This is a genomic window from Neobacillus sp. PS2-9, from assembly GCF_030915525.1.
GTDB lineage: Bacteria > Bacillota > Bacilli > Bacillales > Cytobacillaceae > Neobacillus.
Genome location: NZ_CP133269.1, coordinates 4926687 through 4943346, shown reverse-complemented (window position 1 = coordinate 4943346; position 16660 = coordinate 4926687). Strand labels below are relative to the sequence as shown.

Annotated in this window: 13 protein-coding genes and 2 riboswitches; of the genes, 8 read left to right on the top strand and 5 right to left on the bottom strand. The window is 39.4% G+C overall.

Translation table 11 applies throughout. The features are described 5' to 3' along the window. Window positions 1-34 precede the first annotated feature (34 nt). Entirely contained in the window at window positions 35-1105 is a 1071-nt protein-coding gene (locus tag RCG25_RS24635; RefSeq protein WP_308081436.1) for a hypothetical protein, read from the top strand. Between the two features lie 48 nt (window positions 1106-1153). On the opposite strand, the gene RCG25_RS24630 is transcribed toward RCG25_RS24635, so the two are convergent. From RCG25_RS24630 to RCG25_RS24615, 4 genes are all read right to left on the bottom strand, one after another. After that, window positions 1154-2254, bottom strand: a complete 1101-nt coding sequence (locus RCG25_RS24630; protein ID WP_308081435.1) for a DegT/DnrJ/EryC1/StrS family aminotransferase — start codon at window positions 2252-2254, stop codon at window positions 1154-1156. Continuing rightward, window positions 2251-3240, bottom strand: coding sequence for a Gfo/Idh/MocA family protein (locus tag RCG25_RS24625; RefSeq protein WP_308081434.1), 990 nt, complete (start codon window positions 3238-3240; stop codon window positions 2251-2253). The genes RCG25_RS24630 and RCG25_RS24625 overlap by 4 nt, the downstream gene beginning before the upstream one ends. A 46-nt stretch (window positions 3241-3286) precedes the next feature. Continuing rightward, window positions 3287-3763, bottom strand: a complete 477-nt coding sequence (locus tag RCG25_RS24620) for an acyltransferase (protein WP_308081433.1) — start codon at window positions 3761-3763, stop codon at window positions 3287-3289. A gap of 169 nt (window positions 3764-3932) precedes the next feature. After that, window positions 3933-4919: a glycosyltransferase gene (locus tag RCG25_RS24615; RefSeq protein ID WP_308081432.1), complete on the bottom strand. Its 987-nt coding sequence runs from the start codon at window positions 4917-4919 to the stop codon at window positions 3933-3935. A gap of 187 nt (window positions 4920-5106) precedes the next feature. Here RCG25_RS24615 and RCG25_RS24610 point away from each other — a divergent pair, with 187 nt between their 5' ends. After that, window positions 5107-6384 (top strand): nucleotide sugar dehydrogenase, encoded by a 1278-nt coding sequence (locus tag RCG25_RS24610; protein WP_308081431.1) that lies wholly within the window; start codon window positions 5107-5109, stop codon window positions 6382-6384. A gap of 47 nt (window positions 6385-6431) precedes the next feature. Here RCG25_RS24610 and RCG25_RS24605 read toward each other — a convergent pair whose 3' ends face one another. Continuing rightward, entirely contained in the window at window positions 6432-7526 is a 1095-nt protein-coding gene (locus tag RCG25_RS24605; protein ID WP_308081430.1) for a tetratricopeptide repeat-containing glycosyltransferase family 2 protein, read from the bottom strand. 199 nt (window positions 7527-7725) lie between these two features. Between RCG25_RS24605 and RCG25_RS24600 the strand changes: the two genes are divergently transcribed. The 6 genes from RCG25_RS24600 (at window position 7726) to RCG25_RS24575 (ending at window position 16639) form a co-directional block, all read left to right on the top strand. Next, window positions 7726-8379, top strand: coding sequence for a hypothetical protein (locus tag RCG25_RS24600; RefSeq protein ID WP_308081429.1), 654 nt, complete (start codon window positions 7726-7728; stop codon window positions 8377-8379). Window positions 8380-8766: 387 nt separating this feature from the next. Beyond that, the gene (locus RCG25_RS24595; protein WP_308084270.1) at window positions 8767-9708 is read left to right on the top strand and encodes an AAA family ATPase; all 942 of its coding nucleotides are present in this window, start codon (window positions 8767-8769) and stop codon (window positions 9706-9708) included. Window positions 9709-9757: 49 nt separating this feature from the next. After that, the gene (locus tag RCG25_RS24590; RefSeq protein ID WP_374121016.1) at window positions 9758-10924 is read left to right on the top strand and encodes a DUF58 domain-containing protein; all 1167 of its coding nucleotides are present in this window, start codon (window positions 9758-9760) and stop codon (window positions 10922-10924) included. Beyond that, window positions 10924-13140 (top strand): transglutaminaseTgpA domain-containing protein, encoded by a 2217-nt coding sequence (locus RCG25_RS24585; RefSeq protein WP_308081427.1) that lies wholly within the window; start codon window positions 10924-10926, stop codon window positions 13138-13140. Before RCG25_RS24590 ends, RCG25_RS24585 begins: the two co-directional genes overlap by 1 nt. A 74-nt stretch (window positions 13141-13214) precedes the next feature. Next, window positions 13215-13316, top strand: a riboswitch (purine riboswitch). A gap of 128 nt (window positions 13317-13444) precedes the next feature. After that, window positions 13445-14983 carry a glutamine-hydrolyzing GMP synthase gene (guaA, locus tag RCG25_RS24580; protein WP_308081426.1) on the top strand — a complete coding sequence of 513 codons (1539 nt, stop codon included), beginning with the start codon at window positions 13445-13447 and terminating at the stop codon, window positions 14981-14983. Between the two features lie 115 nt (window positions 14984-15098). Beyond that, a riboswitch (purine riboswitch) is annotated at window positions 15099-15200 on the top strand. 110 nt (window positions 15201-15310) lie between these two features. Then, window positions 15311-16639: an NCS2 family permease gene (locus tag RCG25_RS24575; RefSeq protein WP_308081425.1), complete on the top strand. Its 1329-nt coding sequence runs from the start codon at window positions 15311-15313 to the stop codon at window positions 16637-16639. The last annotated feature ends 21 nt before the right edge of the window (window positions 16640-16660 follow it).

Here is a 16660-nt window from a genome sequence, read left to right as displayed (position 1 = left end):
AGTTTTCGGAATATAGGAAGAAAGGAAGAAGGCAATGGAAGCACGTAGTTTATATGAAAATCTAATAATTAAATTTCCAGAAGGAGAGATGGGGATAGGGTTAGAGCCTACTTTTCCAGGGATTTCATTTCAGCCCATGACCTATGGATTGTTGCTTTCGTCTGAAGCAATATATTATAAAAAGCTTAATAATAAAAGCAGTATTAATAGAATACGAGAGCTTACGGACTGGCTGATAGAAAATAATGATTTAGATAAAGACGGCATTCCGGGATGGGGGCTACCACACGCGTGGGATGCCTTTCAAGATGGGTCAATCAATCCGCCCAATCATCCATATACAATTACAACATCCATCGTTATGAATGGCTTCTTAGATGCTTTGTCAGTCCAAAACGTGGTCCCAAATGATAAAAAGAAAAAAATACGTGGCCTTTTGGCAAAAGTCACCCTTTATTGGTGTAAATATGTATGGACGAGTAGTAATGAGGGTGGCTATTTCTGGTATAGTCCAAGGAAAGAAGATAGTCACTTTACGGTAAATGTGTCTGCTATGTTTCTAGGAACCTTAGCAAGGCTCTTAGCTGAGCAAGGTGATATTTTTACTAAAAAGGAATCACTTTTTGTACAAGACCGTATGGATGCTGCAGCTAAGTCTATCATTTCAAATGCCAAGCTAAATAAGGGGTTACCAAAGTGGTATTATACTATTCAAGAAGATCCAAAAAGAAGAGGCAAGTTTAATGATATAGTCCATCATGGATACATTCTTTGGGGGTTGGAAAGCTATAGAACACATGGCGGAAAACATCAATTGCCGTGGACATCAGAACAATCTGTTGAATCTATGAATAGTTTTATTATGGAGGATCAAGTTCTAAGATTTCAAAATAATCGAGGACCAGCACGCCTTTGGGGAGCAGGAATGGCATTAGCCTTTTATGCAAAATACGCTCATCAAGAAAAGGTAAATCATCTAATACAGATTATTGATAAAGAATACGGCCCGTTTCCAGATCTATTGTATTATCCAAATGATAAGGATAAAAGTTTTTATCCTCGCTTTGCGGCACATGTATTATGGGGATTAGCATTAAGCATTTAATAATAAAAAATAAGAGGCTGACATCATCAGCCTCTTATTTTTATCCTTTTAATCGACAATATCTCTTAAAGTATCACAAATTTCCTTAATCTGATCCTCTGATAGCTCTGCGTACATAGGTAGTGATAATAGTTCTTTTGCATAATCTTCACTTATTGGGAAGCTGCCTTCTGGAATTCCAAGATTCCTATAGGCTTCTGATAAGTGGATAGGCGTAGGATAATGGATACCTGTTTGAATGCCCCGATTGAGTAAATTTCTTTGAACAACATCGCGGTTCTTCACACGAATAACAAAAAGATGGTATACATGTCTGCAATGTTCTCTTTCCGTTGGAAAAACAATAGAAGAATCTTTTAATAGATTCCTATAAAGTTCAGCATTTTTCCTTCTAGCTTCTGTCCATTGCTCGATATATTTCAACTTAATATTTAAGATAGCGGCTTGAACTCCGTCTAATCTGCTGTTATAACCAGCTATTTCATGAATGTATTTTACTTTGCTGCCATGCTGGCTTAAAAAGCGTACTTTTTCTGCTAGGTTTTGGTCGTTTGTTACAACTGCTCCACCATCACCATAGGCTCCTAAATTCTTGCCCGGATAAAAGCTAAAGCACGCTGCATCACCGATGGACCCAGCCCTTATCCCTTTATATTCAGCCCCATGTGCTTGAGCAGCATCTTCAATCACTTTCAGTCCATGCTCAGCGGCAATTTTTAATATCGGATCCATATCTGCTGTCTGTCCATACAAATGGACGGCAATAATCGCTTTTGTCTTTTCGGAAATCTTATCTGAAATAGCAGAGGTGTTAATGGTATAGGTATCAATATCATGATCGACAAATACTGGGGATGCACCTACTGCAGTAATGGCTTCAGCGGTGGCGATGAAGGTGTTGGCAGGGAGGATCACTTCATCGCCAGGGCCAATATCCATCGCCTTCAGAGTAAGCCATAATGCATCTGTTCCATTGGCCACACTCACACAATGAGCAGCTTGGCAATATTGTGCGAAGCTTTTTTCGAATCTCTCAACTTCTTGTCCACCGATAAAAGCGCAGTTCTCAAAGATTTGTTCGACCGCTGCCTTTATTTCATCCTTTATACTCCTATATTGGGCTTGTAAATCTAAAAATGGTATAGTCATTTTTTATTGCTCCTTAATAAAAAATCACTTTCTTCAAGTACTTTTACAACGTTCAAACCCTTATTTCCACTGGTAAGCGGCTCTTTATTGTTACGTACACAATCTGCAAAATGAGCAAGCTCCACATGTAAAGCTTCTTTTAAAACAAGTTCTGGAATATAGTCTCTTTCATTCATATAACTATAGGAAACTTCTCCATTATCATTCTGTGAAATATCTACATGCTTTAAAAAAACCTTTACTTTCTTCTCAGACTCCATATCATCATAAATAATCATACCCTCGGTCCCTATAACAGCCATTTTTCGGACTTTCTCAGGATATTGCCAGCTATTCATAATGTAGACTTTTTCTCCATTTGAAAAAGTTAAATTGAGAAATGCAGTGTCCTCCAATTCCGGATTCACATTTCGTTGTCCATAGGCTTCTACCTTTGTGATTTGTCCATCAATAAGGTAGTCAACAATAGACAAATCATGTGGTGCTAAATCCCATAGCACATTAATATCCCTTTGATATAAGCCCATGTTTAACCGTTGAGAAGAAATATATTTGATTTCTCCAATCTCTCCTGAATCAATAATTTCTTTCATTTTTCGGACGGCACTTGTGTAAATAAATGTATGTCCGACCATCAGTGTAAGATTTTTTGATTCAGCCATCTTACATAGATCTGTAGAACTCTTTACAGAATTGGTCAGTGGTTTTTCTATAAAGACATGTTTGCCGTTCATGAGTGCTTCTTTTGCAAAATGATAATGAGTATTTACTGGAGTGACAATTAAAACCATGTCAATGGAAGGATCCTTAATTATGTCTTGATAGTTTGTGGTGATAGTAACATGAGGATATAATGCTTTTTGTTTGTTTAGTTGATCAGTGTTTAAATCAGCGATATACATAAGATCGACTTCCGGCAATGCATCCAGATTACGGATTATATTTGGTCCCCAGTAGCCGCAGCCAATGACACCTGCTCTTAACATTCCTTGTCCTCCTAATGAATAATAATCTGGATATGGGAGAAGAGAATTATTCCTTAATAATGCGGATCAGTTTGGCTGGGTTTCCGGCAACAATTGAATTTGCTGGAACATTCTTTGTAACGACACTTCCAGCACCTATCAATGCTCCTTTTCCTATAGTGATGCCTGGCAAAATGGTGCAGCCTGATCCAATGGATACACGCTCTTCAACGACCGTTTCGAGCAAAGTCCATTCAGCATCAGTTTGCAGCGTACCATCTGCGTTGGTGGCCTTCGGGAACATATCGTTTGTAAACATCACTCCATGCCCAATAAAAACCCCATCCGCTATATAGACTCCCTCACAGAGAAAGGAGTGGCTGGAGATTTTGCAATTTTTCCCGATTTTAACGCCTTTTTGGATTTCTACAAATGCTCCAATTCTGGTACCATCACCTATTTCACATCCATAGGCGTTTACAAAGTCATAAATTTTTACATTTTCTCCCAGTTTTACATTTGTTAAATTACTTTTGCTTTCCATAATACACTCCCATATCTTTCATTTGTCATGAGGTCGAAGCCATAAAGTATAAATGGCTTTTTAATCAGTCTCTTTATGGTATATGTTTAAAAAAAGGAAGTGCTTGAGAAAAAAACCTACATAGAAAAAAATCCGCTAGTATAATAACCGAGCGGATTTGTTATGTTTGTTAATCTTTGCCTTGTTCAGCTAAATAGTCCTCCACATACTTGACGAATTGTTGTGCTCTCACATCGTTTGTATGATGAGTATGGATAAAATGGTAGCCATTATCCATAATTCTTGTTCTTTCTGCTTCATTTTCAAGGTAATACATCGCTGTTTCATAAACATTGTCTTCATTACAAGCAACGAAATTTTCACCATCAACGAAGCCTAATTCCACGAGATCGGGGACAGGCTTTGCCAAAAGCAAGGTTCTGCATGCAGGGGCTTCGAAGTATTTCAAAACTGGATAATTGTACTTTGATCCACATGTAAAGAAGATTTTAGCTCTATTTAGCTCTTTTGCGTATTTTTGATTAAGATAGGCTTTTGCTGATTGTTTTGCCCGATGGCCAGGGTGCTGATGAAATAAAAATCCTTCTGTTCCCCTCATTTTAACTAAAACTTCTTCCCTAAAAGGATACTTTCCCCGTGGCGTGTTGGTCTTATTATTGCTTTTTCGTTCTCTGTCAAACACCTGGCCCATAAGTAGAAAGTTGATATCCTTCTTACTATTCCAATCTTTAAATACCTCAGGATTGATGGCGAAGGGAAACCATCGGAACTGTTCCTGGTATTGAGGGAAGGTTTTTAGGAATGGAGACTTTGTTACTGAAAAGATTAAATCGATTTTATTTTTAGTGAAAAAATTTCTCCTATCGGTTGGGTTGTAATGGATATCAATCACTATCGACCCTTTTGGGATGTTGATCGTGCCCAAACCAGAAATGACGGGTGCTAGAGAGCTCCCCCATGCATGGTCGTAATGAAGAATAAAATCAGGAGTGAAATTCAATTTCTTGATTATTTCATGTATGTCACCATTCGTATGCCAATAGCGAACATCCGCATACTTTTCTATTGCTTTAATCGTATCGAATTTTGGTTGATGTTTTGGTAACGATTTATTGAACGCCCTGATCAAAATTAAGATTTTTAGTTTTTCTGTCAAAAAATCACCTCAATTCACTATAAATATTAGAGTCTGTCCATCTATCATATTCATTTTTAAAAATGATGCTTATAGTAAAAGCCAATTTTGATGAGCTATTTAGACGCTTTATTTACACAAAGAAAATGAAACTACATAAAATAACGGAGAGTGTCCGGAATAAAGTGGAGTTGAAAGGGTTGATTGAGTGAAGAATGTGACAGTTGTTGGGTTGGGTAAAATTGGACTGCCTTTAGCCGCGATTTTTGCGAATTGCGGACATTTCCATGTATATGGAGCAGATATAAATAAACTTGTGGTGGATCAAGTAAATCAAGGAATAGCGCATGTAAGTAATGAGCCTGGACTAGATGAGCTCGTTGCCAAAGCCCATCAAGCTAAAACTTTAGAAGCTACTGTGAATACAGCCGATGCAGTGAGTAAATCTGAGGTCGTAGTGGTCATCGTACCAGTATTAACGAGGGAAAATGGACAAATTTACTATCAATATATTGATTCTGCGGTCGAGGAAATAGCAAAGGGAATAAAGAAGGGGACATTAGTCACCTTTGAAACAACGTTGCCTGCAGGAGATACGAGAAATCGTTTTGGCAAAACGATTGAAAAAATTTCAGGGCTAACGATGGGAGAGGATTTTTACTTATCCTATAGTCCTGAAAGAGTCTATTCTAACCGAATTATTAAAGATTTATCTTCCTATCCTAAAGTGGTAAGCGGCTATAACAAAACCAGTCTAGAGTTAGCAACAGATTTTTATAAAAAGGGTTTAAACTGTGAGATTTTACAGGTAAGCAGTTTGGAAGCTGCTGAATTTACTAAAGTTGCTGAGTGTGTCTATCGGGATGTTAATATCGCACTTGCTAATGAACTTGCTGTTTATGCAAACAAGCTTGACATTAATATCATGGAAGTGATTAAAGCAGCAAACAGTGAACCTTATTCCAATATCCATCTGCCGGGAGTTGGTGTGGGAGGGCATTGTATTCCTGTATATCCATATTTCTTTATCAATAACGGCATGCAGGAGGGGCTGACAACGTTATCCAGGAAAATTAACGATAACATGGCACAATATGCAGTTGAGTTAACGGAAGAAACCATTGGTCAATTAAAAGATAAAAAAATCCTTATATTAGGATTATCGTTTAGAGGAAATGTAAAGGAACCAACAAAATCTTCTACATTGTTACTGATAGAAGAATTAGGAGAGAAGGATGCAAAAGTGTTTGTTGATGACCCATTGTTTGATGCAAATGAAATAAGTAAATATGGGGTCATTCCTTTCTCTAATCAGCAGGCCGATCAAATAGACGCCATCATACTCCAGGCCTATCATGATGAATATCAGAAACTGGACTTTTCAGACTTTAAAAACTGTAGCTTGGTATTGGATGGAAGAAATGTGTTAAACCGAAGGGATGTTGAAAAATTTGGCATGAAGTACCTCGGTATCGGAATGAAATAGGAGGATATCAATCACGAAGCAAAAGAGGGAATTGGTCATATTCCCTCTTATTTTTTGCCTTTATTTTTCATATGATCATTAAAAAACTTCTCATTGAACAGAACCTGCTTGTCATTTGGACGGTATTTTTTTGCCAGTTTATTATGTTCAATTGATTTCTCTACATTCCCCAGTTCCCAGTGGCAGACACAAAGTGCAAGATGAGGGTACCAGGTGGAATAGGCTTCGTTTTGGAAGCCTGAAGTGATTTTCTTCTTTTGATAGGCAATGTCATACCAGAAGACGGCTGTCTGATAGTATTTTTTCGCTTTAAACTGATCCCCTAACCGGCAGCAAGTTTCAGGGCGTGGAACATCATAAGCTAATGTTTTTAAAAGGGCGTCCATTTCCTCATCCTTTTCACCTCTACGTGCGTGGATATCGGCCAAATAAAGGCAAGCTCGTATGTTATCCTCTACCCATCCCTTTTTACCTACAAGAAACTCATTATAGTAAATGATCGCTTTTTCATATTGTTTATGATCACGCAACTCATTGGCATAGTAAAATAAGTCCCTTGGGGAAAAATCTTCGCCTTTTTTTATTCTATTTTCATAGATTCGTAAATTCCTATCAGATAGGTGAGTACTGGCTTTTTTGATATATTTTTTATGCTCCACAGCAATATCTGCTAAGATGATCTTGCCGCCGACATCCAGATACTCATGTACCGGCCCGTTCCATTTAAAGTTCTTACTTCTTTTCACCAAGCGATTTCTTCTGTAATGAAAAGAGGGGTTCCCATATTCATCCCTGTCGATAACATAAATCATTGACACTGCATCGACACTTGAATCTAGCCCTGCTTTTAATTTCTGAAATTTCTCCTGATCCTCCGGGAGCAACACATCGTCCGCGTCCAGCCACAGGATATAATCCATTGTCGCATGGCTGAAGGCATAGTTCCTCGCTGCTGAAAAATCATCAATCCATTCAAAGTCCAATACTTTGTCTGTAAACTGTTTGGCAATCTCCTTTGTGCGATCAGTAGATCCCGTATCTACGATAATAATTTCATCACAGATTTTTTGAACACTTTGGAGACAGTTAGCCAAAACTTCTTCTTCATTTTTAACAATCATACAAAGACTAATGGTTGGCATTTAGTCACCTCTTGTTAATAGATTTCTCCTCATCATATGTGAGTGGACAAAGATTGGAAACTCTATGACAAATAGATTAATGCCTGTTCTTTTTTGCATATAGATTTTTAACCATATTTGTTGACACCCAGTCCCAACGCTTAGTCTTATGCATAGGATGTTATGAAGTACAGACCACGAAGATAGGAAGGGCTTTAAAATGATCCAATTGTTAGAACATAAACAGGTTATCATGGATGAGTACTGCCATTATCCAGTAGTATTTTACCTGCAAGGGGGTAAAATCTTAAATAGTAGCGGTTTGTATAGAAGAAGACCATTTATGACAAAGTTCTTTTTAATCCATTCTATAGAGGGCTGCTGTATCAATTTAACACTATTAAAACCAAGTAAACACTGCTCTAACCAGTTGATCCTTGTTCCTACCGAAACGTGCATAACTCTTGATTTGAAATGCATTTGTGGTCTCCAATTCCTACCTTGCATTCCAGTGGGGGAATGTGAACTAAATCCAATTATTATTAAGGACTGCATATGTGCACCTTTTGTTATTTTACCGGGCTATAAAGAGACCGTTCTATGGAAAACAAATCTCACATCTGCCTTTAGTGGTTCACTAAACATATGCATCGAGGAAGGCTTCGATGAGAGCTTGGAATTAAGAGTGTACTATCATGATTTGCATGAATATCGAGCGTATCCCATTTACCAAAAGGAAGAGTTTTTTATTTTTCAAGACTGCAAAATGATCACACTCAACAGAAAAGCATCCTCAAAAAAAGTAAAAGGAATATTTGAAATAGAAATGGCAGGCGAAATTATGGACGAAGTAGTTCCTTCCTTTTTGCAATAATTCATGCGAAGAGGATGGAACTATTTTTATTTAGGCTGTGTTAAAGAACAGTGTTGATTGTAACACCCTGTTGATTGGAGCGGAAGGCACGAAGACTCCTGTGGGAGTATGGTTCAGGGGAGACCCCGCAGGCGCAAGCGCCGAGGAGGCTCGCCGAAACACCCACGGAAAGCGAAGTGCCTGGAGCGGAAATCAACAGGCAAGTTTAACAGATCCATTATTTAAAGGTAACATCTGCTGAAACATTTTCCAGCCTTCTTCCGTCTACTAATTATGCAGTTTTTGAATATTGTGTGACTTTACATACAGGAGATTTCCAGAAAATAGAGAATACATAATGATAAATGGTCGATTAAATAAGGAGGAGTCAACTTGTCATTAGAACAAATGAATCCCACTATAGAGAAAATACTAGCAAACATTGAAAAGGTTATGATTGGAAAAAGGAACGTCGCGGAACTCAGCCTCGTTGCTTTACTGGCAGAAGGGCACGTGTTATTAGAAGACGTTCCAGGTGTAGGGAAGACAATGATGGTTCGAGCACTTGCCAAATCGGTAAATGCTAACTTTCGTCGAATTCAATTTACCCCGGACTTATTGCCATCGGATGTAACGGGCGTTTCAATTTATAACCCGAAAGAAATGGAATTCCAATTTCGTCCAGGTCCATTAATGGGTAACATTATTCTTGCCGATGAAATCAACCGGACATCTCCGAAGACTCAGTCTGCCTTGTTAGAGGGAATGGAGGAAGCCAGCGTTACCATTGACGGAGTGACACATAAACTGAAAAAGCCATTCTTCGTTATGGCGACACAAAATCCGATTGAATATGAAGGAACATATCCCCTTCCGGAAGCGCAGCTGGACCGCTTTCTGTTAAAAATGAAGATGGGTTATCCGGAGCTGCACGAGGAAATGGAAGTATTGAATCGAGCACAAAAGGTACCGCCGATTGAGGATCTCTATCCTGCTGTCGACCTTGAAGGCCTGCTCAATTTACAAAGAGAAATCAAAGACGTGTTTGTTGATGACAGTATCAAGCGTTATATCGTTGATATCGTCAATCGGACGAGGGGACATGGAAGTGTGTACCTTGGTGCAAGCCCAAGGGGATCGATTGCCCTGATGAAAGCGGCACAAGCCTATGCGTTTATGTTTGGCCGTGATTATGTGTTACCAGATGATATTCAATATTTAGCTCCATTTGTTTTATCCCACCGGATTATCTTAAAGTCAGAGGCCAAATTCGAAGGGATTTCTGCAGAAGAAGTGGTGAACCGGGTGGTTGCAAGAGTTCCTGTACCGGTACAAAGGCTTGTGAAATAAGATGAAAAAGTTGTGGAATCCATTTAAAAAAATTTGGAGATTTATCCTTTTGCTTTTTTTGATTTGCCTCACCTTCTCGTACGCCATGTTTCAGGGAGGGTTCGTTAGCTGGTTTTTATTTTATAGCTTTCTGCCATTTTCTATTTACTGTGTCGTGATCTCTTTTTATTCCTTAAACGAGCTTGAGGTCACACGGGTTTTACCAAAGTCAGATTATAATGCTGGCGAACCCTTGAAGGTAACCGTCACGATCAAAAGGAGAAATTCGTTTCCGCTTTTTTATTTGCTTGTCGAAGACCATTTAGATGATGCATTAAAATATGCAGAAAAGACTAGTTCGCCAAAGGCACTTGTTTTTCCAGGATTAAAAAAGGAATTTTCGTATCAATATACGATTAATAAGCTCCCAAGAGGAGAGCATTTCTTTCAATCCTTTTCATTGAGAATTGGTGACCCGCTTGGATTATTTGAAAAGGAAAAGACGTTTACAGTAGAAGGGAAAATTGTCGTCTATCCTGCTTACACAGAGCTATTGTACAGACCATTTGAAAATCAATATGATCAAGGGTTAACCGCTTCACGCGAGCGGGTCCAGCGCGATACCTCAATGGCAGTGGGTGTAAGGGACTATCAGCCGGGAGACCGTTTCTCCTGGATTAACTGGAAAGCCTCCGCTAAACGAAATGTGATTATGACGAAGGAGTTCGAACAGCGGCAGTCACATGACGTATTCGTTATCATGGATTGTGTGCCAGATCAACGCTTTGAAGCGGTCGTTTCCTTTACAGCCTCTCTTCTACGTGCCGTTCTAAAAAAAGGAGCACAGACGGGGCTGTTAACCTTTAGTAAGGAGCGGGCTTCTTTTCCTATACGAGGGGGAGAGCAGCATCTGCAGCAGCTTTTTTATCATTTAGCAAAAATAGAAGCAAAAAGCTTACGTTCCTTTGAAAAAGTGCTAGAGAAAGAAGCGTTTTTTATTCAACAGACCGTTTCGTTTATGCTTGTTACGGCCCAATTAACTAAATCGCTCATTGAAAAAGCAAGTTTTCTTGGACAAAGAAAGGGCTCAATTGCTCTTTTTCTCATTAAGGGTCTAAAGGAGTCACCATCAGAAGAGGAACGCTCGCTTATTGCCGTCGCGAATGCACGAGGTATTCGCATTGTACTCGTTCATGAAGGTAATTTTGCTGCTGTTTTTTCGGAGGTGACGCGATAATGAAAAGGGATATCCCTTCGTTTTTATTAAACATGTTAGGGTTTATACTTCTGTGGGAATGGCTTAGGCCAATAGAAAAATTAACCAACACGGAAAATATCGAAATGTTTATTGTTTTTCTATTGATTTCTTTTGTTATTTCCTATTTAAATCTGAAGTGGATCTGGCAGTTTCTGATTAAAATTGTTTATATTTTATTTTCAATTAACCAATTACATTATGAAGAAGGATTTTTCCATGCAAGTTGGGTGAAGAGCTTTTTCGGCGATATTGCTTATAATATCGGTCTGCTTTTTACCCGCCAATGGAATGATATCACGAATGAATTTCGTTCATTGTTGTTTTTTGTTTTGTTATGGCTAATGGTTTACTTAATCCATTATTGGCTGTTAAATAGGCAGAGAATTTTTATCTTTTTCTTTATGACTTTGGTTTATATCACCGTACTGGACACATTTACACCCTATAGTGCAAAAATAGCCATTGTGCGTACTGTTGTGGCAGGATTTGCTGTGATGGGGATGCTAACCTTTTCACGAATTATACATAGGGAAAATGTCTCTTATCATCCCTCCTTTGTTCGTAAATGGATGGCACCGCTGGCAATAATGATTGCTGTTAGTGTGCTTGTAGGGATTGCCGCTCCTAAGGCGGCCCCTATTTGGCCGGACCCGGTTCCGTATCTGACTGCTAATAATGATAAGGATAAGAAGGAAAGTGCTGGTGGGGTCCACCGTATTGGCTATGGCACGGATGATTCGGTATTAGGTGGCCCATTTATTGGTGACAGTAGCCCGGCCTTTCAATATCAAGCAAATGGTAAAACGTACTGGAAGATGGAGACAAAGGACACTTATACAGGAAAGGGCTGGCTTGCATCTGGATCAACACCCATCTCATTTCGTCAAGAAGACCTTGTCCCTGTTTTTTCTTATCCAGATACGGTGGAGACAATTAAAGAATCTGTAATTGTCAGGGCACATGTCAATTATAAGTACAACTATATTATGTATCCTGCAGGTATTAAAAAAATAGTGAAAATGCTCCCGCAAGATCCAGATGGGAATAAATTTTTCATTGATACCACCAATGAGAGGATTAGTTTCTTCAAAAATGACAACCGGCCTGCTGCACCAAAGGTGTTTACCTTAGCATTTGAAAAGCCAAAATATAAAGCAACTGATTTAATCAAAACAACAAGCTTCAATCCGAATGACATGAACCCGGAGTTTTATAAAAAGTATACGCAGGTGCCTGAGGCATTGCCAGAACGAGTGAAAGTGTTAGCCGAAGAAATCACGAGGGAAAAATCAAATTGGTTCGAAAAAGCAAAAGCCGTGGAAAGTTACTTTGGGAAAACGGAATATTCCTATGACCAAAAAAATGTAGCGGTACCTGGTGAAAACGATGATTATGTGGATCAGTTCTTATTTGATACCAAAAGGGGATACTGTGACAATTTCTCATCCTCGATGGCGATTATGCTTCGAACATTGGGGATTCCAACCCGTTGGGTAAAGGGTTATACGGGCGGTGATTTTCTCCAATATAGTGATGAGGATTCAGGTGAACAGGTTTACGAGGTGACCAACAATAATGCCCACTCTTGGGTAGAGGTTTACTTTCCGAACCAAGGATGGGTTCCATTTGAACCGACCAAGGGCTTTAGTAATGAGATCATTATCAACTACGAAGCTGTAGGGAATTCTGCAAACAATCCAGGAGCTACGCCTCCATTAGCACAGAAACCGCAAAAGGAAGAAAAGGAAGATCCAAATACAAAAAAGGATTCAGAAAGTACATTCAATTTTACTAAAATGTGGGAAAATATAGCTACCGCTTTTAAAAGCAATTGGAAGATGGGCGTTTTCCTTCTCGTTTTTCTCGCATTTATCGGCTGGATTCTTTACCGAATCCGGGGCAAATGGGTTCCATATGTTGTCATGCTTAGGTACAGGTTTAAAAAGAAGGATGAGAGCATCGGGGAGGCCTATTTAATCTTATTGGCTCAACTGGATCGCTATGGATTAAAACGAAAGGAAAATCAAACCCTTCGTAACTATGCTCGTTATATCGATACGTTTTTTTCAACAAGGGAAATGACGCGGTTAACGGTTCATTATGAGCAATATATGTACCATCAGCACCTTCCGAAGGGGACATGGGAAGAGTCGTATAAATTATGGGAAAATTTAATTAAAAAGACAATCGCTTGACCTGAAAAACGACCTATTGTTACAATATGATTTAATTCAATGTCTAGCAACTGCTTTCTTGAATGCGTCAGCTAGTCTAATAGGTACGTTTCCTTCATATATCCTCGAAAATAGGGTTCGAGAGTATCTACCGGGCCGCCGTAAATGGCCTGACTATGAAGGCAGGATTTTTTTCTATGGGTCTTTTTACTAGAGAACTAGAATTCTGCCTTCCTACATTTTTAGGGGGCAGATTCTAGTTTTTTTTATTTTTTTTCATTATGGTAAAAGCTAATAAAAACTTGAGAAGATTGAGGTGGCTGTTTTGGCAGGGAAAAATGATTTGGTTATTGTTTTAGATTTTGGAAGTCAATACAATCAGTTGATTACACGCCGAATTCGTGAATTTGGAGTATACAGTGAGCTTCACCCGCATACCATTACGGCTGAAGAAATCCGCCGTTTAAATCCAAAGGGAATTATTTTTTCTGGCGGACCAAACAGTGTGTATGATGAAAATTCTTTCCGTTGTGATGAGTCCATTTTTGAAATGGGTCTGCCGATTCTTGGGATTTGCTACGGCATGCAGCTAATGACGGTTCATTTTAATGGTAAGGTTGAAAAAGCCAAAAATAGTGAGTACGGAAAAGCGACTTTAACGGTTCAAAATCAATCCGCATTGTTTGCTGATCTACCTGATGAGCAGGTGGTTTGGATGAGCCACGGTGATCTTGTGGTTGAAGCGCCAGCTGGCTTTACTGTTGACGGTACGAACCCGTCCTGTCCGATTGCAGCCATGAGTGATGAAGCTAGAAAGCTTTATGCGGTTCAATTCCATCCAGAGGTACAGCATTCAGTTCATGGAAATGACCTTCTTAAGAACTTTGTCTTTAACGTGTGTGACTGTAGCGGCGATTGGTCGATGGAGAATTTCATTGAAATGGAAATGGCAAAAATCCGAGAGAGGGTTGGTGACAAAAAAGTTCTTTGTGCGTTAAGTGGAGGAGTAGACTCATCCGTTGTTGCCGTTTTAATTCACAAAGCAATTGGGGACCAGTTAACGTGTATCTTCGTTGATCATGGTTTGCTTCGTAAAAATGAAGCAGAAAGCGTAATGAAGACTTTTTCAGAAGGCTTCAATATGAATGTTATCAAAGTCGATGCCAAAGAAAGATTCCTATCAAAGCTTGAGGGTGTTTCTGACCCAGAGAAGAAGCGGAAAATCATCGGCAATGAGTTTATTTATGTATTCGATGATGAGGCGACAAAGCTTGAAGGAATTGAGTTTTTAGCGCAAGGAACTCTTTACACAGATATCATCGAAAGTGGTACGGCTACGGCTCAAACGATTAAATCCCATCACAATGTGGGAGGCCTGCCAGAAGATATGCAATTTACATTGATTGAACCATTGAGCACTTTGTTTAAGGATGAGGTTCGCGCCCTTGGAACGGAGCTCGGTATACCAGATGAAATCGTTTGGAGACAGCCATTCCCTGGTCCAGGTCTTGGAATTCGTGTGTTAGGGGCCATTTCTGAAGATAAACTGGAAATTGTTCGTGAATCAGATTGGATTCTACGAGAAGAAATCAAGAATGCAGGTCTTGATCGAGAAATCTGGCAGTACTTTACCGTGCTTCCAGACATCCGCAGTGTTGGTGTCATGGGGGATGCCAGAACCTATGATTACACCATTGGGATTCGTGCAGTTACCTCCATTGATGGGATGACTTCGGATTGGGCAAGAATTCCTTGGGATGTCCTTGAAGTGATCTCCACGAGAATTGTCAATGAAGTGGCACATGTAAACCGAGTGGTTTACGATATCACTAGTAAGCCGCCAGCAACCATTGAGTGGGAATAATAGTCGAGTGATTTTATGGCGTTGCTTATATACGAACGATTTTTATATTTTTATAAAAATCGTTCGTATTTTATGTTGACGAAGAATATTTATGCTGTTATGATAATAGAGAAATGAATAGATTGTCGAATCACGTCGTATAATATTGGGAATATGGCCCAAAAGTTTCTACCGAGCCACCGTAAATGGCTTGACTACGAGGCAGTGATTAATAGAGAGGGGTTTCTCTTTCCTCTGTTAATTATCTTTGCCCACGTCAACGCTCCGGTAGAAAATATCGGAGCGTTTTTTGTTGTAAAAAACAGAGATTTTTAGGGGGAAAAGAACATGCACAAATATTTTGAGTTTGAAAAATACGGTACAAATTACCGCCGCGAATTTATTGGGGGAATTACGACCTTCTTGGCGATGGCTTATATTTTAGTCGTAAACCCGTTAACTTTATCGCTTGCTTCTATAAAAGACTTTCCAGATGCGTTAAGAATGGATTATGGTGCGGTATTTGTGGCAACAGCCTTAGCATCTGCATTAGGATCCATTATCATGGGGCTCCTTGGTAAGTATCCATTGGCTTTGGCACCTGGTATGGGATTAAATGCTTTCTTTGCTTACACAGTTGTATTAGGAAGCGGGATTCCATGGCAGCATGCACTTGGCGCAGTCCTTATTTCTGGGGTGTTTTTCTTCTTATTAACTCTGACTGGACTTCGTGAAAAAATTATTAATGCGATTCCGATTGATCTAAAGCACGCTGTTGGTGCAGGAATTGGTTTGTTCATCACATTTATCGGCTTACAAAATGCAGGAATTATTGTAAATAACGATGCGACACTTGTAGGGCTCGGCGATTTAACAGCGGGTAATACACTACTTTCAATCTTTGGAATTCTTATTACAGTTATTATGATGACTAGAGGAATTAATGGCGCCGTATTCTTTGGAATGGTGATCACCGTTATAGTTGGAATGATTTTTGATTTAATCAAGGTACCACATCAAGTAGTTGATACGGTGCCAAGCTTAGCGCCGACATTCGGTGCTGCATTCTCTTCCTTCGGTGACAGTTCTTTTTACACAACATCGATGCTTGGAATTATCTTAACTTTCTTGTTTGTAGATTTCTTTGATAACGCAGGAACCCTGGTAGCAGTTGCGAACCAAGCGGGTATTATGAAAGACAATAAGCTGCCTCGTGCAGGCCGTGCGTTGATTTCTGATTCGATTGCAACGAGTGTAGGTGCCGTTCTTGGTACATCAACAACGACTTCATATATCGAATCATCAGCTGGGGTTGCTTCTGGTGCTAGAACAGGGTTTGCTTCTTTAGTCACAGCAGGTATGTTCATCTTATCGCTATTTTTCTTTCCGTTATTATCTGTAGTAACTGCACCTGTAACGGCACCAGCCCTTATCATTGTTGGGGTGTTGATGGTTTCATCTTTAGGAAAAATTGACTGGCAACGTTTTGAGATTGCCGTGCCTGCGTTCTTAACGATGATCGCGATGCCGCTATCATACAGCATTGCAACGGGGATTGCGGTAGGCTTTATCTTTTATCCAATCACCATGATTGTTAAAGGAAGGGTAAAAGAAATCAATCCGATCATGTACTTCTTCTTTGTCATCTTTGTTCTGTATTTTATATTCTTAAAATAAATAAGTTGAAGAGCTGCCACG

What these genes read in the sequence shown, in the direction of transcription:
- RCG25_RS24635 (WP_308081436.1), top strand. Translation starts at nt 35, where the DNA reads ATGGAAGCACGTAGTTTATATGAAAATCTAATAATTAAATTTCCAGAA.
- RCG25_RS24630 (WP_308081435.1), bottom strand. Translation starts at nt 2,254, where the DNA reads ATGACTATACCATTTTTAGATTTACAAGCCCAATATAGGAGTATAAAG.
- RCG25_RS24625 (WP_308081434.1), bottom strand. Translation starts at nt 3,240, where the DNA reads ATGTTAAGAGCAGGTGTCATTGGCTGCGGCTACTGGGGACCAAATATA.
- RCG25_RS24620 (WP_308081433.1), bottom strand. Translation starts at nt 3,763, where the DNA reads ATGGAAAGCAAAAGTAATTTAACAAATGTAAAACTGGGAGAAAATGTA.
- RCG25_RS24605 (WP_308081430.1), bottom strand. Translation starts at nt 7,526, where the DNA reads ATGCCAACCATTAGTCTTTGTATGATTGTTAAAAATGAAGAAGAAGTT.
- RCG25_RS24600 (WP_308081429.1), top strand. Translation starts at nt 7,726, where the DNA reads ATGATCCAATTGTTAGAACATAAACAGGTTATCATGGATGAGTACTGC.
- RCG25_RS24595 (WP_308084270.1), top strand. Translation starts at nt 8,767, where the DNA reads ATGAATCCCACTATAGAGAAAATACTAGCAAACATTGAAAAGGTTATG.
- RCG25_RS24585 (WP_308081427.1), top strand. Translation starts at nt 10,924, where the DNA reads ATGAAAAGGGATATCCCTTCGTTTTTATTAAACATGTTAGGGTTTATA.
- RCG25_RS24575 (WP_308081425.1), top strand. Translation starts at nt 15,311, where the DNA reads ATGCACAAATATTTTGAGTTTGAAAAATACGGTACAAATTACCGCCGC.